Origin of the sequence: Enterococcus wangshanyuanii, assembly GCF_002197645.1 — a bacterium.
GTDB lineage: Bacteria > Bacillota > Bacilli > Lactobacillales > Enterococcaceae > Enterococcus_L > Enterococcus_L wangshanyuanii.
Genome location: NZ_CP021874.1, coordinates 735,199 through 754,058 on the forward strand (window position 1 = coordinate 735,199; position 18,860 = coordinate 754,058).

Consider the following 18,860-nt stretch of genomic DNA (forward strand, 5'->3'; position numbering starts at 1 on the left):
AAAGAGAGCTTTCTATTTTCTTGTAAGTGTGTCTTATCTATTGTTCAACTTTTGAAAGAGTTCCAAAACGATTGAACGGCCATAAAACAAATTTAACATCTCCAGAAATATCCTTTTCATTGATGAAACCGATCATTCTTCCATCTTTAGAATTTCTTCGATTGTCTCCCATCACGAAATATTCACCCGCTGGAACTTTATCCTTACCTGTGACCTCTTTCAAGGTAAAATCAAAGGTAAATGGCATTCCATCTGTCAGTTCACTTTTAAATTCATCCAAATAAGGCTCTTTTGTTTCTTTCCCATTGATATATAAAGCATCATCTTTATACTCGATAGAATCTCCTGGAAGTCCGATCACTCGCTTGATATAGCTCTTTTTAGGTTCATCCGGCGCTGGAAACGTCACAATGTCATATCGCTTGATCTCAGTGTTTTTTAGTGCAATCACTCGTTCGCCATCAGCCAATGTCGGATCCATCGAATGACCTTTAACGACCACAGGAGTGAAGACAAACTGTCTTAGTAAAAACAAGATCAGCGCGAACGCTGCAAAATATAATACTGTATGTAATAGCTCTTTTGATTTCAATTTCATTCCTCCAAAAACTTGCTTCCTATAGTTTACCACAAAGGAGCAAATTCCTACACAATTCTTTCCTTTTTATGCAAATTATATTAATCCTTCTTAAGAAAAAGACAATAGTTGACCATAAACAGATGACGATAGCGTTAACATTTGATACACTATAACATGTTAACAATGGATAAAGGAGGTTAAATCATTATGTTTATCTCATTTGGTATGTTTATTGCTTTGATCATCGCAACGATCATCATGATTTTATTGATCATTTATTTAACATTTACCAGTGGAAAAGGTCAGACGACTAAACACGACAATCAAATCAAAGCTGAAGAAGAAGCCAAGGCTCGCTTAGCGCAAAATAATCCTGAACAGTCAGAAACGCTCCATTCAACAATGAATACCAATGATTTTCCGAAAGAAACACAACACAGCTTTCAGCAAAACACCTATTCACAACCTGAGGTAGATAATGTAGATGAACCCGTAGAAGATGATGACTATCTTCACGTCCTGCCTTATCCGAAAGATGATGAATATAAATAACGACTAACTAAAAATCGATCCATAAAAAAAGCTCTGTTATGCTGACACATAACGGAGCAACCAAACAGAATTTCTCTTAGCAAAATTATTATATCACAAAGTGAGGAATTCGAAAATGAAAAAAACAAGTATTATGTTTATGGGTGGTATACTTTTATTCGCACTTATGGGTTGCGGATCAACTGATTCTGGAAGCAAAGAGTCAAAAGCCAGTGAGACCAGTTCAACTACAAAAAAAGAGGAAAAGACTGAATCAACGGGCGATTTCGTCTCTACAGCCGCTGACTCAACTTTTGACGGGACTACACTTAAAGGCAACTCATACACTATCAAAATCACAAGCAACAAAGTGATTCAACCGGGTGAACCTGGCAATGAATATGGGGAAAAACCAGTACTAGCCTTTTGGTTTGATACATTAGTTTCACCTGATTACAAAGATGATGCTGAAATCAGTCCGAATATGGCATGGATCATGAGTTTCAAAGCTGTTCAAGATAATGATCCAAATAAAGTGAACAAGTTAAATGTTTCAAGTCTACCAGATAATCAATTTTTAGATTCTCAAATGGCAGAAATCAAACCTGGCGGAACTGTATCAAGTGCAATGGGTTATGAATTGACTGATACTGAGACACCTGTTACTTTAATCGCACAAAACATATTAGGAACGGAATATGGAAAAGCTGATTTTCCAGTTAACTAATTATTTATACTTAGAAAAAAGGAACGCTCAATTCGTGAGCGTTCCTTTTTCAACTAAATAACAAGCAAAATTATAAACGATCGTTCAATTCTTTCGCTAATTCTTCAAAGCCCGGTTTACCAAGTAAAGCGAACATGTTGCGTTTGTAAGCTTCCACGCCTTCTTGGTCAAATGGATTTACACCATTCAAGTATCCTGAAATCCCAACTGCGATTTCAAAGAAGTACATTACATAACCTAATGAATAAGCATCCATTGCAGGAATTTTTACTACCATATTTGGCACACCGCCATCTGTGTGAGCAAGCAATGTTCCTTGGAATGCTTTTGTATTTACAAAGTCGATTTCTTTACCTTGCAAGTAGCCAAGCCCATCTAAATCCTCTTCTAATTCAGGAATTGAAACGACATGGCGCGGTGTGTCAACTTTCACGACTGTTTCAAATAAGTTACGCATACCGTCTTGTACATATTGACCCATTGAATGTAAGTCAGTAGAAAAATCAGCTGCAGCTGGGAAAATACCTTTTTGGTCCTTTCCTTCTGATTCGCCGAATAATTGTTTCCACCATTCAGAGAAATAGTGCATACCTGGTTCATAGTTGATCAACATTTCAGTTGTTTTCCCTTTACGGTATAAAATATTTCTTAATGCTGCATATTGATAGGCTTCATTTTTGCTTAAATCTGTCGTTGAAGCATATTCTTTACGAGCATCATTTGCTCCATTCATCAAACTATCAATATCCGCTCCGCTAACAGCGATCGGTAACAAACCTACTGGTGTCAATACAGTGAAACGTCCGCCAACATCATCAGGAATTACAAATGTTTCCCAACCCTCAGCATCCGCTTCAACTTTTACAGCACCTTTCGCGCGGTCAGTTGTCGCATAGATACGCTTGTTTGCTTCTTCTTTACCATATTTTTTAACTAATAATTCTTTGAATACTCTAAACGCAATAGCAGGCTCTGTCGTTGTACCAGATTTTGAAATCACGTTCACTGAGAAGTCACGATCACCAATAACATTGATCAAATCTGCTAAATAAGTTGAGCTGATGCTATTTCCAGCGAAGAAAATTTGTGGGGCTTTTCTTTCATCTGCTGGTAATAAGTTGTTAAATGAATGGTGTAAAAATTCAATTGCTGCTCTAGCACCTAAATAAGAACCACCGATCCCAATAACAACTAAAACCTCAGAATCAGACTGGATTTTTTCAGCCGCTTTTTTGATACGGGCAAATTCTTCTTTATCATAATTTTCCGGTAAATCGATCCAGCCAGTAAAATCACTGCCTGCCCCAGTTCCTTCTCGTAATGCTTTGTCTACTGCAGTCACTTGTGTCTGCATGTATTCCAATTCATGATCAGCGATAAATGGTGTCAAATTGGAATAATCAAATTGAATGTGTGACATTCCTTCTCCTCCTTGAATTTAAACTTACTACATTAACTACTTTACGTTCTTTTCCTGTATTTTTCAAGCAAATTATGATCGTCTGTACCAATTTTATGTTAATTCAATTAAAATGACGAAATTATCCAGTAAAATAATGGCTCTATCTCTAATTACAGGAAAAGAGAACGACAATGACCAAGCATTCGATCGTTCTCTCATAAATTTATTTAACGTTTAGATTTTTTCTTATACTAAACCTTGGCTCAGCATAGCCGTTGCAACTTTTTCAAAACCTGCAATATTTGCTCCTAAAACAAAGTTATCCTTAGCATCATATTTTGTTGCTGTATCACGGCAAGTCTCATAAATATTTTTCATGATATCATCCAGCATGCCGTCAACTTTTTCAAATGACCAAGATAAGCGCTCAGAGTTTTGACTCATTTCAAGTGCAGATACAGCCACTCCACCAGCATTAGCAGCTTTACCTGGGCAGTATAAGACACCAGCTTCAGCTAAAACATCCACAGCTTCTAATGTACAAGGCATGTTTGCCCCTTCTGCTACGATCTTACCGCCATTTTTGACTAGACGTTTTGCTTGTTCTACATTGATCTCATTTTGAGTCGCACATGGTAAGGCAATGTCATATGCAACATCAAAATCCCACACAGATTGACCATCATAATAGACTGCCTCTTTATGTGTGTCAACATATTTAGAAATCCGCTCACGATTTCTTTCTTTTAATTCTTTGACAAGCTCTACATCGATTCCATTCGGATCATAAACGAAACCAGTTGAATCAGAACAAGTTAAGACTGTTGCACCAAGTTCTTTGGCTTTTTCCATCGCATAGATCGATACATTTCCGCTGCCAGAAACAACGACTTTTTTCCCTTCAAAAGAATCAGCCGCATCGTTCAATAAATGTTTCACGAAATAAACACAGCCGTAACCAGTCGCTTCAGTTCTCGCTTGGCTACCCCAATAACCTAATGGTTTCCCAGTCAAAACACCTGCGTCATAATTTCTCAAGCGTTTGTACTGTCCATATAAGTAACCGATCTCTCTTGCTCCCACGCCGATATCACCAGCTGGAACATCTGTACTTGGACCAATATGTTTTTGTAATTCCGTCATAAAGCTTTGACAAAAACGCATGACTTCGGCATCGGATTTTCCTTTAGGATCGAAATCACTACCGCCTTTCCCACCACCGATCGGCAGTCCAGTTAAGCTATTTTTGAAGATTTGTTCAAATGCTAAAAACTTCATCACACTTAGATTTACACTAGGATGAAAACGTAAGCCGCCTTTATATGGACCGATCGCAGAATTATACTGCACACGATAACCGCGGTTGACTTGCCAGTTGCCTTGATCATCTTGCCATGGTACTCTGAATTGTAAAATTCTTTCCGGCTCGATCAAGACCCCTAAAATATTGGCTTCAATGAATGCTGGGTTTTCTTTTAGAAATACCTCTACCGTTGGTAAAAATTCATCGACTGCTTGCAAGTATTCTACTTGTCCTCGATCATTTTCATGAATCTTCTTTTGAATCTCTTCCACATACTGTTTTGCTTCCATTTAATCACCCTCTCATAGTTGTAATCCTATTTTAACCTAAATTCAGAAAATTTCCACAATTTTTTACTGTAAATTGCAAGAAAGTGAGAAAAAAGTTGAAAATTGTGTTAAACTACCATTGAATTGGAGGCAAATTTATGAAACTTTTTGATGTTATTGTTGTTGGTGCCGGCACTAGCGGTATGATGGCTGCAATCGCCGCAGCTCAATCGGGCAGTAATGTTTTATTACTAGAAAAGAATAAACGCGTTGGAAAAAAATTATTGATGACTGGCGGCGGACGTTGTAATGTGACCAATAATCGACCAGCCGAGGAGATCATTGCTCATATTCCGGGAAATGGTAAATTTTTATATAGTGCGTTCTCTCAATTTAATAACTATGACATTATGGAGTTCTTCGAATCGAATGGTACTCATCTAAAAGAGGAAGATCACGGACGAATGTTTCCTGTCACTGACCGTTCAAAAACGATTGTAGAAACTCTTTTTGATCAGCTGCAGAACGATGGAGTTACTATTTATACGGAAGTCAAAGTAGAAAAACTTCTACATAAAGAAGGTCAAATCATCGGCGTTGCGTTAGCCGACCAAAAACTATATGCACCTTGTGTTATTCTGACGACTGGCGGAAGAACCTATCCTTCTACTGGTTCTACTGGAGACGGATACAAATTGGCAAAAAGAGTGGGACATACAATTACACCCCTTTATGCAACTGAATCTCCCATTGTATCAAATGACTCCTTTATCCAGAAAAAAACACTCCAAGGCCTTTCTCTGCAGGATGTTTCACTTTCTGTGTTAAATCAAAAAGGCAAGATCATTGTTTCCCATCAAATGGATCTGCTTTTCACACATTTTGGCATTTCTGGACCCGCAGCTTTGAGATGCTCTAGTTTTGTCAATCAGGAGTTAGCTAAAAATCCTGCCCACGCTGTCTCATTACGTTTGGACATTTTCCCTGAGCATACACAAGCGGAACTAAATAAGAATGTCCAATCAATGATTTTGGAGCAACCCGAAAAGTCTTTTAAAAATGCGTTGAAAAATTTGATTCCTGAGCGTCTTTTAGATTATCTATTGACCGAACTTGAGCTGACCGATATTACAGCTAAAAAAGTCTCTGAAATACAATTAGAACAATTTACAAATCTATTAAAGTCTTTTTCAATAACTGCTGAAAAGACCTTGCCGATCGAAAAGTCTTTTGTGACTGGAGGCGGAATTTCTTTAAAAGAGGTCCAACCTAAAACAATGGAAAGTAAATTGATCAATGGCTTATTCTTTGCGGGTGAATTATTGGATATCAATGGATACACCGGCGGTTATAATGTGACCGCAGCGTTTGTTACCGGACACGTGGCAGGAACTCATGCAGCAGAAATAGCTGAGTATACCTATCTTCCTTTAGACGATATTTAACTTCTAGGACTTAAGCACGATAAAAGTGATAAAAAGAATCGGTCTTTTGATTGATTCTTTTTTGTTTAAATCATGGGAAAATAGTTACAAGAGGTGATACTAATGAAAATTTTACTAAAAAGACAAACAACTTGGGGATGTGTTCGTCATTTCTCTGTGTATAAAAATGGTGCTTATCAAGGAAGACTATTCAACAATTTTTCAACTGAGTTGGAGGTTAATGAGGGAGATACTTTAGAGTTTAGAGAAGGTCTTTTTCGTTTTTCTCAAAAAATCAAAGTCACATCTGATACTAAAGAAGTAACCATCACAAATACCAATCAAATCCAGCAATTATTCGCTCTATTTATATTATTATTTTTGGCTATTTCATTGATTTGTCTTTCTATCGATTCTTTGAAGATTTTCTTTTCAGTTGAAATGATTTCTTTTGCAGTATTGAGCCAACTTTTTCGTTATCGTTCTTACCGATTTAGCGTTGAACCGGAACAACCCATTCGCTCTTTCTTGAAGAACACAATGACAACTAAAATTATTTAACTTAGATATAAGCAAAAAACTCCGATCATTTCATCGGAGTTTTTTTAGTCATTAATTACTTTTCATCAATTCAGTCACATAAGCAACTGTATCTGGTTGTTCTTTTTCAATTTTAGCGATCGACTCTGAGAAGTTTGGTAGATGATCCTTATGTGCGATCAACAATTCATCTAAGAGAGTTTTAGCCATTGTTCCACCTGGAACTAACGGATTCACTGTAAAGGCATGTAAAGCAGCACCGTAATCTCCATCGATGGCAGCACGGATCACTGTTTCTTCCATTCCTTTCATGTTTTGAATGATTCCTCTAGCAGCTGGTGGGAAAGCCCCCCAGTTGTATGGTTCATGTCCATGAGACGTTACTGGACCAGAAACTTCTACAACACAGTCATATGGTAAATCAGTGATCGTTCCATTATTTTCTGTTGAAACAACCATATCCGTACGTTTATCATTATAGATCGAAGCAATCATTTCACAAGCAGCATCACTGTAGTGAGTTCCGCCACGTTGCTCTAATTCTTTTGGCTTGTAATCTAGTTTTGGATCTTTGTATAATTCGAACAAGCGTGCTTCCGTTTCTTTTACGACTTGAGCTCTTGTTTCACCTTTTTCAAATTCTTCAATCGAGTGTTTCAACATCTCATCTTCAATATAGTAATAACGGTGATAACCACAAGGCAACATGCCCAAATCTTTTAATTGTTCATAATGGAATGGTGCATCCCAAATGTTTTTCAGATGGCTTTCTTGTTCATTTTGTGGACCATAAATCAAATCGATCAGTTCTTGCGTCCGTTCATTGCCTTCTTTATCCCATACACGGTGCCAATGGAAATGGTTGATTCCTGCAAATTTGAAGAATAAATCTTCTTCTGCAACACCTAATTTTTCTGCAGCCTGTTTACGGTGACCGATCGGTACATTACATAACCCAACTGTCTTTTTCCAACCGCCATGTTTGATTGCTGCTTCTGTGACCATCCCAGCTGGGTTCGTGAAGTTTACTAGCCAAGCATTCGGACATAGTTCTTTCATATCTTCGATGATCCCTAAAATTATTGGGATCGTGCGGAAGGCTTTAAACATACCGCCTGCTCCGTTAGTTTCTTGACCTAAAACACCATGAGACAACGGAATACGTTCGTCTTTGATTCGAGCGTCTAATAGACCAACACGGAATTGTGTAGAAACAAAATCAGCATCTTTCAATGCTTCACGACGGTCTAAAGTCAAATGAACTTCCCAGTCCAAGCCAGCTGCTTTGACCATACGTTTTGCCATTTCGCCAACGATTTCTAATTTTTCTTTTCCAGCTTCAATATCTACTAACCAAATTTCTTTGATTGGTAATTCATCTTTTCTTTTGATATATCCTTCGATTAATTCTGGTGTGTAGCTAGAACCTCCACCAATTGTAGCGATTTTCAATGCATCTCTTGTCATGTGTTTCCCTCCTGATTTTTTGTTCAGAATACGTTCTGACATCGTTTACATTTATAGGATAATCTGTGGGAATGTTCCCATGTCAAGGACTTTTTTAATTTTTTTTATGGTATACTTATTTAGTAAGTGTCGAGGCAATTTCTCTCCTCACCCAATTTAAACTATGAGGTGTACATATGACGACTATCATTGATGTAGCAAAACAAGCCAATGTATCAAAATCGACTGTTTCACGCGTTATCTCCGGGAATGGTTACGTCAGTCAAGAAAGTAGAAAAAAAGTATTGGAAGCAATGGAAACGCTCGCATATTCGCCTAATTTAATTGCACGCAACCTTCAAAGTGGCGAAACCAAAACGATTGGCTTTTTAGCACACGGCTCTTTCGGTCCTTTAGGTGTTTTTTTAGAAAGCTTTATTTCAATTGCGAAAACATATAATTATTATGTCACTGTCTATTTCACTGATGGCGATAAGAAAAAAGAAATTGAAGCACTCAATCAAATGAAATACAAACAACTTGACGGCGTGTTTATCTTAACTAGAGCAAACGATTGGGATGTGATAGAATCTTACAGCATTTATGGGCCTATCGCGACTTGGCACCGAATAGACTCTGAACGTATCTATTCTTCTTATATCGATCACTATAAAGGCTACTACAAATCATTGGAATATCTTTTCGATCAAGGGTATCGTTCTATTGGTCATGTTTTGGGAAATGTAAAAAACCTAAATACCAAAGCTCGTTTAAAAGCGATCGATGATTTTCATGAGGAAAAACATTTACCTATTCGTAAAAACTGGATATTTCATGAAGAAAGTAATAGTAATAACGGACAGGCGATTGCTGATTTATGGCATGAAATGCCGGAAAAACCGACTGCAATGGCTTTTTATACTGATTTTGTAGCCGCAGGATTTATTTCAAGGCTACAAACATTAGGTTATTCTATTCCGGAAGACGTCGCGGTGATTGGATTTGACAATAGTGAAATCAGTGATCTAATGCATATTACGACAGTCGACTATTCTATCAATCATCAGGCTGAGAATTCTTTTATTTACTTGCACAATCAATTAAATAAGACACAGCTTCCTGAACGTGAAATCAAGGTCCGGCTAGTCAAAAGAAATACAGTACCAATATATGAATCAGAAACAAGCCTGAAACAAAACTAAAAAACAGTTTTGTTTCAGGCTTGTTTTCTTTAAATCGATTTTTTACCTACTCAACTACTTTTTTTCGTTCATTTTTTAAAATAGAAATCGATTGTTTCAATGATTTCCAGACACCACCGTCACTATATACCAGTACATTCGATTTATATAACTTAGCAGAAAATAGTGTCAACAATATACCAAAAACTACTAAAATAACTACAGAAATAACGGCTCCTGATACGCTTACCGTTTCACTTGCTAAACGAATCGGCATAATAAAAGATGAAATCAATGGAATGTAAGAAGAAACTTTGATCACAATATTTTGTGGATCAGTTGGTCCCAATGAAATGCCGATAAAGTACCCAATCATTGCGATATAAATAATTGGCTGAACAGCTTTTGCAGTATCTTCTGGTTTAGAAACCAGGGAGCCGCATAACGCTGCCAAAACTGAATAGACTAAAACACCCAAGACAAAAAATGCTAATGTGAAAAACAAGAAGCTGCCAAAGATATTAGCTGCTGAAATCCCATCTAAGAATGTTTTGACTATTTCTAAATTCTTTAACTGTGAATACCCAATTCCGATTGCCGCAGCATATATCACAATTTGAGTTAATGCAACCAAAATTACCCCTGTCAATTTGCCGTAAAAATGGGTTTGGGCTTTTGTACTGGACAAAATGACTTCCATGATCCGTGTCCCCTTTTCCGAAGCAATCTCCTGAGCAATGATCGATGCATAAGTGATGATAATTACCCACAAAATGATCGTGATGACAAACGACAAAACAGATTGAATAGCTGTATTATCTTGACCAGTAGTCATCTTACCATTTTCATCAAAACTGACTTTTGTTTTTTCGAAATTTGCGGGCTGACTTAGACTAGATACTTGTTCAGCAGTCAGATTCAGCTTACTTGCATTAAGTGAGGACTGTAATCCATTGAGCATTTGGCTCATCATCAATTCTGTCGTAGTTCCTAGGGAAGATTCAACGTATAATTTCCCTTGAATCTGTTCTTCTTTTGTGTCGAGTACAAGAAATGCATCGATATCTTTCTTTTTCAATTGCTTTTCTGCAGCCTTTTGTGACTCAACAACTTTGAATGTATACTCATCACTTTTAGACTGTGCGAGTTGCTCTGCCAATACTTGGTTATCTGATACAAGTCCAACTTTTGTATCCTCAGAAAAACCACCAGCAAGTGAGCCGGCAATATAGATGATCCCCATCACTAAAAACGGCACTAAAATCATAATTACAAAAGAAACGGATTTTACATTCTTTTTATACACATCGCTTGCTATAATCCAAAATTTACTCATTTGGTTCACCTGCTTTCATTTTGAAAATCTCCTCTAACGTCGGCGGCTGTTGATTGAACATCGGAATATACCCAAATTGAGTCGCACGTGCAAAAATTTCTTCGCCTGCTTTTGGATCTTCCAAAGTTACTTCGACCATTCCATCACTGCGCTTAACCGCTGTTTTAACCCCATCTATTGCAAGGACATCCGCAGGTTCCAATGGTGATTCTAAGAAAACTTTAGTACGGCCAAAACTTTCGCGAATGTCATGAACCTTCCCATTCAACACCATTTTCCCACTACGCAACATCACTAAATGGTCACAGATTTTCTCAACATTATCCATATTATGACTAGAAAAAATGACACAGGATCCTTTTTCCTTCAGTGCAAGAATCCCGTCTTTTAAAAGCTCAGCATTCACAGGATCCAATCCGCTAAAAGGTTCATCTAAAATGACCAGTTTTGGCTCATGGATCAACGTTGCGATCAATTGGACTTTTTGCTGATTTCCTTTGGAAAGTGATTTTACTTTATCGGTTTTCTTTCCTTTGACTTTGAATTTTTCCATCCATTCATCGATCTTAGGTTCGATTTCTTTTTTTGTTTTACCCCTCAATTCTGCAAAATAAATCAACTGATCCTGAATTGAAATCTTGGGATATAATCCTCTTTCTTCTGGCAGATACCCAATATCGTTATAATCTTTCCCGCTTAGTGAGTGACCATTCCAAAGCACCGTTCCGCTGTCTTGCGATAAAAAATCTAAAATCAACCGAAACGTTGTAGTCTTTCCTGCACCATTTTGACCAATCAGTCCAAGGATTTTTCCGTCCGGAATTTCAAAAGTAATATCATCTACAGCTGTATAATCCCCAAACGTTTTGACTAAATTTCTAACTTCTAACATTTTCCAGCCTCCCATTTTCATATTAATTTATTTGGTAACTAACTAATCCACTCAATAAATTGTTTCTCCTAAAATCAGACTAATCATGACACCCAAAACAAAGCCAATTGCTCCTAAAAATAAAGAATCTCTCATCACCTTTTGTCGTTTAGCAAAACGTTCAGGATGATTATAGTATTTAGTTCGATCCCTATAGAATACCAGAGAAAATAGCACACTGACTACAACCCCTAGTGGCAGTGCAACAAAAAACATACCCACAAACGTAAGGACTATTCGAAATATCGAATTAGCAAGGATCAGATTGTTCGTCTCCTTTGTATATAAAAGTATCCCTAAAAGAATGAGACCTATAGGAAAATAGATCCAAAAATTTCTTAGCATCCAAAGCCATTCTTTTTTCATTCGCAGCCAATAACTCTCTGGGTCTGAGTATATCGTCGGTGTATCGAGTTCCGCTTTAAAATAAAAATATTTATTTTTGTAATTCGTAATATTTTCCCAGCCTGCTTGCGCATAAATCACCAAATATTCAGACAATTCTTCTTTCGAACCATCAAAAAAATCAACGGAAAAATTCTTTTGTTCTGGTTCCCCCTTTTCAAAAACCAAAAACCCCAACTGATTCATTTTTCTAAAAAGCCAACCTTCTTCAGCCATTTTTTTTAAGATTTGCATTTCTTTCTCAGGATAAAATGCTACTCCTCTAGAAAAAATGTACTTTTTCTTCCTAACCATCTTCATTCATTCTCCCTTTTTTGCTAATAGACGACTTCCAGCTTGATACAGAAGTTTTCGTCGTTCTATATCTTGCTCTAAGGCATTTCTTCCTTTATCAGTGATCAAGTAAATCTTTTTCCGATCATTGCTTTCCTCTAATGAAATATACTTACTTGTTTGTAATTTTTTTAAGATCGTATACATGCTTGCTGGACCAATTACAACTTGACCATTTGTTAAAAGATTCACTTCTTTCATGATAGCATAGCCATGCTGCGGTTTTAATAATGCTAACAGAATCAAATAGGTAGAGTCTGTCAATGTTTCTTCCATGGTGCTCCGCCCCTTTATATCGCCAAGCGATATATCATATAATGATATAGTATCGTTTATTATTTCCTATGTCAATTGTTTTTTCATTTCCTTCCATAATAAAAAGAGCTTAGAATATAGCTTGTCTAGCAATATCCTAAGCTCTTTAAATCTAGATAAATAGTGGAAACAAAAGCAGTATTGTGCCCATTTTCGAATCAATCACTGCTCTTCCTTTTCATGTAAATAGTCATAGACATTTTTAGCCACGTTTTTGGGCAAACCAGAAGCAATCAATTCTTCGACACTTGCTGCAGTAATGTTTTTTAAGGATTTGAACTGTTTTAACAGTTCTTTTTTTCGTTTGGGTCCTAAGCCTTCTATCCCGTCTAAGCGTGAAGCAAAACTATTTTTACTTCGCAACTGGCGATGGAACGTGATCGCAAATCGATGGACCTCGTCTTGAATCCGCTGTAGTAAAAAGAATTCTTGAGAATTTCTTTCTAAAGGAACGATCTCTAGTTCGGGTCCGAAAAGTAGCTCACTTGTCTTATGCTTATCATTTTTCGCCAATCCTGCAATCGGAATATCCAACCCTAGCTGATTATCCAACACTTCTCTAGCAGCATCTACCTGACCTTTCCCACCATCGATCACAATCAAGTCCGGGAATGGCAAGTCTTCTTTCAAAACGCGGGAATATCGGCGATAGATAACCTCCCGCATCGATGCATAATCATCGGGCCCTTTGACAGTTTTGATCTTGTATTTTCGATATTCTTTTTTATCCGGTCGGCCATCGATAAAAACGACCATTGCAGAAACTGGATCTGTTCCCATGATATTAGAGTTATCAAATGCTTCGATTCGCACAGGTGCAGGGATGTTCATAGCATTTCCCAGTTTTTCAACTGCGCCGATCGTCCGTTCTTGTTTTCTCACGATCAAGTCAAATTTTTCCTGTAATGCAACTGTGGCGTTTTTTCCAGCAAGCTTGACAAGCTTTTTCTTTTCCCCGCGCTGAGGCTGTATGACTTTCGTTGAAAGCATTGCTTCTACACTTTCAATATCGATGTTATCAGGAATCAACACTTCTTTTGGAATAAAGTGCTCATTTTCTTGATAGAACTGCCCAATAAAAGTTAAAAAGTCTTCCTCTTCTTCATTATAGAAAGGAAAAATCGAGACATCCCGTTCGATCAGTTTGCCTCGGCGCACAAAAAAGACTTGCACACACATCCAGCCTTTGTCCACTGAATAGCCAAAAATATCACGATCCACTAAATCTGCATTGGTCATTTTTTGACGCGTCATCACAGTCTCAATTGCTTTGATCTGGTCGCGATATTCTGCTGCTTTTTCAAATTCCATACTTTCGGCAGCAGCATCCATTTTCTGTTGAAGCTCCTCTTGAATCGCGGGATGTCCGCCATTTAAGAAACTTTTGATTTCCCCAACCATTTCTTTATATGTCGATTTAGGAATGTCAAATACACAAGGAGCTAAGCATTGCCCCATATGATAATAGAGACAAACTTCCTTTGGCAGTACACGGCATTTTCTTAAAGGAAACAAACGATCCAACAAACGTTTTGTTTCATTCGCGGCACCGACATCCGGGTAGGGACCAAAATAGAGAGCCTTATCTTTCACCACTTTACGAGTAATCAGTAAACGCGGGTATTCTTCATTTGTGATCTTGATAAAAGGATAACTCTTATCATCTTTCAGCATGATATTATACTTAGGATCATTCTTGTGGATCAAATTGATTTCCAGTAATAGTGCCTCTATATTTGATTCTGTTACAATATATTCAAAGTCTTCGATTTCACTGACAAGCCGTTCTGTTTTTGTATCATGACTGCCAGTAAAATAAGAGCGAACACGATTTTTTAAAACTTTTGCTTTCCCAACATAAATAATGGTGCCGTTTTTGTCTTTCATCAAATAACAGCCCGGCTGGTCAGGAAGCAATGCTAATTTATTTCTGATTCGTTCGTTCATAATACTTCCCTTCTCTTTCTTTGATAAAGTTTATTATACCATTTTCTCAAGCGTTAGACAGAAAAAAGGTGAGTCAGATAAAACTTTCAGTCTTATCTCATTCACCTAGTTTGCTCACTTAAAAAAGCTGAGACGAAAAATCATTCGCCTCAACTTTTTGCTTTTTATAAATATTTTTCGATCAATGTACGTAATTGTTCTTTTGAGTGTACTCCGACTGCCTTTTCTACAACTTCGCCATCTTTTTTCAAAAGAAGCGTTGGAATACTCATGATACCAAATGAAGCAGGTGTTTCTGGATTTTCATCCACGTCCATTTTTGCGATTTTCAATTCGCTTTCATCATATTCTTCACTTAGTTGTTCTAAAATCGGTGCCTGCATGCGACAAGGTCCACACCACGTTGCCCAAAAATCGATCAATACAAGACCGTTATCTGTTTCTGCTGCAAATTCTTTATCTGTAATTACTTGTGTCATTTGATTTACCTCCTACTTTTACTTCTATTGTGATTATAGCACTTATTGATTTATCCGACTAGTTTTCTGCTTACTAAAGGTAAGTACACTATTTGAATTTAACGATGGTTGCTCCGTTACCGCCCTGATTCCCCGGTGCAAATTCAAATCCGCTCACACTGCGGTGGTTCTTAAGATACTCGGTGATACCTGTCCGTAATGCCCCAGTCCCTTTTCCATGAACGATCGTGACTTGCGGATAACCAGCTAGAATAGCTGCATCTAAATACTGATCGACTTCCGCCAAAGCTTCCTCATAACGTTTGCCTCGCAGATCCAGCTGATTCGGTACATGACTGCTTTGACTTGAACGAACAGCTGTTACTCGCTGTTTTGGTTCTTTTTCCGGTGCTACTGGTGTCATGTCACTTTCATTCACAGCCATTTTCAAGATCCCCAGCTGTACTTGCCATTCTTGAGCACTAGTCTTACGAATCAGGGTTCCTCGCTGACCGTACGTGTTAACGATAACTTCATCACCCGCTTTTAACTGCTTCTGCTCTTTCGCTTTTTTTAGTACTTTATTTTTTTCTAAACGGGTTTCTTCTTGATGGAGCTGTGACAGCTTAGTTTTGGCATCGATCAGCTGATGCTCTTTGACACCTCCTTGATTGCCGCTCGTTAACTGCATTTTACGAATATCTGAAATGATATCTGCTGCTTGTTCCTCCGCTTCGGAGACAAGGTGATTCGCTTTTTTGCGAGCTTTCGCCATCTCTTTTTCACGTTCATCAAAGAAATAAGCATAAGCTTCCTTCAATTCTTTGTATAAACGCTCTGATTCATCGACATAGTGACGAACTTCCAAATACTCGGTTTCCGCCATCTTTCGGCGATTTTCTAAATCAGCGATCATTTCGTTTAGATCCTGACTTTCCCCATCCATAATATGTTTAGCTTCATCGATGATCGTTTGATCTAAACCTAATCGTTTAGAAATTTCGAATGCATTACTTCTTCCTGGAACTCCGATCAATAAACGATAAGTTGGACTCAATGTATCCACATCAAATTCCATACTGGCATTGATCGTACCTGCTCGATTATAGCCGTAAACTTTCAGTTCAGGATAATGAGTCGTCGCCATGACATAGGCACTTTTACTGCCTAATGCATCTAAAATCGAGATAGCCAACGCTGCACCTTCCTGCGGATCGGTACCTGCTCCAAGCTCGTCAAAAAGAACAAGGCTATGATTGTCTACTTTTTCTAAAACACTGACAATATTTGTCATATGTGAAGAGAACGTACTTAAGCTTTGCTCGATCGATTGTTCATCACCTATATCTGCAAAGACCTCGTCAAAAATACCCATGCGACTTTCTTCACCTGCCGGAATCGGCAAACCAGATTGTCCCATCAACTGCAGCAGACCTAAGGTTTTCAGCGTGATCGTCTTTCCTCCAGTATTAGGTCCAGTAATGACAATTGCCTGATAATCCTGTCCAATCATAATATCGTTAGGTACGGCTTTTTCCTGATCTAACAAAGGATGTCTTGCCTGTTTAAAATAAATATCATTCTCCTTGCTGATTTCAGGAACAACAGCCTTGAGCTCTTTACCAAAACGAGCCTTCGCATTGGCAAAATCAAATTTCCCGATCACATAAGCATTATGCAAAATGTCATTGCGGTGCGGAACTAATTCTGCGGAAAGCTCTGACAAGATTCGTTCAATTTCATTGCGTTCCGCAATTTGATGCTGGCGTAAGCGGTTGTTCAGTTCTACGATTTGTTTTGGCTCGATAAATAAGGTTTGACCTGAAGAGCTTTGATCGTGGACAACTCCACCGAATACGCTTTTATATTCTTGTTTCACAGGAATAACATACCGTTCATTTCGCATTGTAACGATCGAATCACTTAAATATTTCGCATTTTTTCCTCTGACGATTCCATCTAACTGCTCACGGATCGTTTGCTCACTTTTACGGATATTATTGCGAATGATCTTTAAATCTTCTGACGCTTCGTCTGTGACACGGCCATCTTCATCGATCGATTCCTTTAAGCGCCGACTTAATTCAGGTAATACGACTAACTGTTCGATCCATGAATATAGACGTAATAATTCAATTTCGCTGTCCTCTAAATCATTGAAAAAACGAATGACCTCAGAGGTTGTTGAAAGTACTCGACCGACCTGTGCTAATTCTAAACCGTTCAAATCCGCACCGATTTCGATTCTTTTCATGTGAGGACGAATATTTTCCAACTTAGGAATCGGTATACCACCGCGCAGTCGTTGGATTTTTAAACCATCTTCGGTTTCTTCCAGCCAAGCTTGGATCGTTAAGGCATCATTGATCGGAGCTAACTGTTCGACTTCTTCTAGTCCTTGAGCTGTAACTATATATTGGGCAAGCATTTGTTTGACCTTATCAAAACCTAAGGTTGTTAAAATACGTGCATTCATTGATGTTCACCTTCTATTCTTCTCTTTTTACTGTAAAACGTGAAGCAGGCAAACAATAACTGATTCAGCATTGAAACAAGTTATGTTTACCTTCATTCTCTACCTCTATACAGATGTTTCTTTATTCATTATTTGATCATTTGCTCGACCCATAAACTATAGATCTGTTTGGAAAATATCGGTGTATCTTTAACAATAAATTGAGCTAGTCCACTATTTTTGAACTGATTTTGAACGGCATCGACAGGAAGCATCGAAACAGTATACAGCACTAAAAAGACACCGATATACACAACAATCAAATTCAATAGTCCTCCTGCCAAACCATTCGCTTGCTTTAGTACAGGTAAAAATGTCAGCGCATGGGCAAAAATCGCTAAAAATCGAACGACTAGCCAACCAGCTATCATAATCATTAAAAAGGCAACTGCACCATAAAACGCTTGATCTAAGTCCAACGTCAACTTTTGATTAAAGAATAATAGTTTGGTCTCTTCTGTTGGTGAAGGATAAGGAATATATAATTCTAAATGAGACGCTAAGCTCTTATAATTAGATTTTGCAATCAGATACGTACAAAGATAACCGAATGTATACAAAATCTGCAAAACCAAGCCACGTCTTGAACCAGTGTAGTAACCGATCGCCAGTATTACTAAAATGAGTAATGTTAACATCCTGTCATCCTTTCAGATTATTGCTCCGTACTTTTATTTTGGATCTGTTGTTTCCGGTTTTCATTGAGGATTTGTTGGGCTTCCATGTGATTATGGATCTCAACACCTTCTTGACCGTTTTTCTTCAATACATCGCGCGCTTCTTCTTCGATCGCTTCAATGCGTTTGATCCGATTTTCTAATTCAGCTAAACGGATGGTTTGTTTTTTGTATTCTGCTACTTCTTTTTCTAGATTGATCGTTTTTTCTTGTTTTTTTAGTTGATCAGATATCGCATTGATCGCAAGTAAAACAGACGCTTGTTCATTATCTGTCTGTGGTGAGATATGCTTGATCTCAGCTAACTGCTCGTTCACTAGCTTCGTTACTAAATCCATATGTTGTTTGCTTTCTTGTCCGATTATTGTATACGTATGATCAGCAATCACTGCTTTATATCTTGTTTTTTCTTTGACCATGATCGTGTTCCCTCCTGTAATGATCCATCACTTACTATTGTATCATGAAAATCATTCGATTGCGTTCCTAAATAAACCCTTTTTTATTATATGCTACTAAACAGAAAAATTAAAGGTCTAG

Annotated in this window: 18 protein-coding genes; 5 read left to right on the plus strand and 13 right to left on the minus strand. The window is 37.7% G+C overall.

The window, feature by feature from the left end:
• Positions 1 to 37 precede the first annotated feature (37 nt).
• Positions 38 to 598 carry a signal peptidase I gene (gene lepB, locus CC204_RS03420; RefSeq protein ID WP_088268828.1) on the minus strand — a complete coding sequence of 187 codons (561 nt, stop codon included), beginning with the start codon at positions 596 to 598 and terminating at the stop codon, positions 38 to 40.
• A 189-nt stretch (positions 599 to 787) separates the two neighbouring features.
• On the opposite strand from lepB, the gene CC204_RS03425 reads away from it, so the two are divergent.
• Both CC204_RS03425 and CC204_RS03430 read left to right on the plus strand, forming a co-directional pair.
• Complete coding sequence (locus tag CC204_RS03425) at positions 788 to 1,132, plus strand: hypothetical protein (RefSeq protein WP_088268829.1); 345 nt, start codon at positions 788 to 790, stop codon at positions 1,130 to 1,132.
• Positions 1,133 to 1,247: 115 nt separating this feature from the next.
• Complete coding sequence (locus CC204_RS03430) at positions 1,248 to 1,838, plus strand: DUF5067 domain-containing protein (RefSeq protein ID WP_088268830.1); 591 nt, start codon at positions 1,248 to 1,250, stop codon at positions 1,836 to 1,838.
• A gap of 70 nt (positions 1,839 to 1,908) precedes the next feature.
• On the opposite strand, the gene CC204_RS03435 is transcribed toward CC204_RS03430, so the two are convergent.
• A complete protein-coding gene (locus tag CC204_RS03435; RefSeq protein WP_088268831.1) occupies positions 1,909 to 3,258 on the minus strand; it encodes a glucose-6-phosphate isomerase in 1,350 nt (449 codons plus the stop codon).
• Between the two features lie 228 nt (positions 3,259 to 3,486).
• Positions 3,487 to 4,833, minus strand: coding sequence for an NADP-specific glutamate dehydrogenase (gene gdhA, locus CC204_RS03440; protein ID WP_088268832.1), 1,347 nt, complete (start codon positions 4,831 to 4,833; stop codon positions 3,487 to 3,489).
• Positions 4,834 to 4,970: 137 nt separating this feature from the next.
• Between gdhA and CC204_RS03445 the strand changes: the two genes are divergently transcribed.
• Both CC204_RS03445 and CC204_RS03450 read left to right on the plus strand, forming a co-directional pair.
• Positions 4,971 to 6,257, plus strand: a complete 1,287-nt coding sequence (locus CC204_RS03445) for a BaiN/RdsA family NAD(P)/FAD-dependent oxidoreductase (protein ID WP_088268833.1) — start codon at positions 4,971 to 4,973, stop codon at positions 6,255 to 6,257.
• A 102-nt stretch (positions 6,258 to 6,359) separates the two neighbouring features.
• Positions 6,360 to 6,797: a hypothetical protein gene (locus tag CC204_RS03450; protein ID WP_088268834.1), complete on the plus strand. Its 438-nt coding sequence runs from the start codon at positions 6,360 to 6,362 to the stop codon at positions 6,795 to 6,797.
• A gap of 51 nt (positions 6,798 to 6,848) precedes the next feature.
• Here the strand turns inward: CC204_RS03450 and CC204_RS03455 are convergent, their stop codons facing one another.
• Entirely contained in the window at positions 6,849 to 8,243 is a 1,395-nt protein-coding gene (locus CC204_RS03455; RefSeq protein ID WP_088268835.1) for a 6-phospho-beta-glucosidase, read from the minus strand.
• A gap of 176 nt (positions 8,244 to 8,419) precedes the next feature.
• Here CC204_RS03455 and CC204_RS03460 point away from each other — a divergent pair, with 176 nt between their 5' ends.
• Positions 8,420 to 9,424: a LacI family DNA-binding transcriptional regulator gene (locus CC204_RS03460; protein ID WP_088268836.1), complete on the plus strand. Its 1,005-nt coding sequence runs from the start codon at positions 8,420 to 8,422 to the stop codon at positions 9,422 to 9,424.
• A gap of 46 nt (positions 9,425 to 9,470) precedes the next feature.
• Here the strand turns inward: CC204_RS03460 and CC204_RS03465 are convergent, their stop codons facing one another.
• The 9 genes from CC204_RS03465 to zapA all read right to left on the minus strand — a co-directional run bounded on the left by CC204_RS03465 (position 9,471) and on the right by zapA (position 18,739).
• Positions 9,471 to 10,739, minus strand: a complete 1,269-nt coding sequence (locus CC204_RS03465; protein WP_088268837.1) for an ABC transporter permease — start codon at positions 10,737 to 10,739, stop codon at positions 9,471 to 9,473.
• Positions 10,732 to 11,631: an ABC transporter ATP-binding protein gene (locus CC204_RS03470; protein WP_088268838.1), complete on the minus strand. Its 900-nt coding sequence runs from the start codon at positions 11,629 to 11,631 to the stop codon at positions 10,732 to 10,734. Before CC204_RS03470 ends, CC204_RS03465 begins: the two co-directional genes overlap by 8 nt.
• A gap of 51 nt (positions 11,632 to 11,682) precedes the next feature.
• On the minus strand, positions 11,683 to 12,369 hold the full coding sequence (locus tag CC204_RS03475) for a DUF2812 domain-containing protein (protein ID WP_157894230.1): 687 nt from the start codon (positions 12,367 to 12,369) through the stop codon (positions 11,683 to 11,685).
• A 6-nt stretch (positions 12,370 to 12,375) separates the two neighbouring features.
• Entirely contained in the window at positions 12,376 to 12,684 is a 309-nt protein-coding gene (locus tag CC204_RS03480; protein WP_088268840.1) for a PadR family transcriptional regulator, read from the minus strand.
• A gap of 201 nt (positions 12,685 to 12,885) precedes the next feature.
• Positions 12,886 to 14,670, minus strand: a complete 1,785-nt coding sequence (gene uvrC, locus CC204_RS03485; protein WP_088268841.1) for an excinuclease ABC subunit UvrC — start codon at positions 14,668 to 14,670, stop codon at positions 12,886 to 12,888.
• 164 nt (positions 14,671 to 14,834) lie between these two features.
• Positions 14,835 to 15,149: a thioredoxin gene (trxA, locus tag CC204_RS03490; protein ID WP_088268842.1), complete on the minus strand. Its 315-nt coding sequence runs from the start codon at positions 15,147 to 15,149 to the stop codon at positions 14,835 to 14,837.
• An 88-nt stretch (positions 15,150 to 15,237) separates the two neighbouring features.
• Positions 15,238 to 17,604, minus strand: a complete 2,367-nt coding sequence (locus CC204_RS03495; protein WP_088268843.1) for an endonuclease MutS2 — start codon at positions 17,602 to 17,604, stop codon at positions 15,238 to 15,240.
• A gap of 128 nt (positions 17,605 to 17,732) precedes the next feature.
• Positions 17,733 to 18,281 carry a CvpA family protein gene (locus tag CC204_RS03500; protein WP_088268844.1) on the minus strand — a complete coding sequence of 183 codons (549 nt, stop codon included), beginning with the start codon at positions 18,279 to 18,281 and terminating at the stop codon, positions 17,733 to 17,735.
• 17 nt (positions 18,282 to 18,298) lie between these two features.
• Complete coding sequence (zapA, locus tag CC204_RS03505) at positions 18,299 to 18,739, minus strand: cell division protein ZapA (protein ID WP_162288321.1); 441 nt, start codon at positions 18,737 to 18,739, stop codon at positions 18,299 to 18,301.
• Between the last annotated feature and the right edge of the window lie 121 nt (positions 18,740 to 18,860).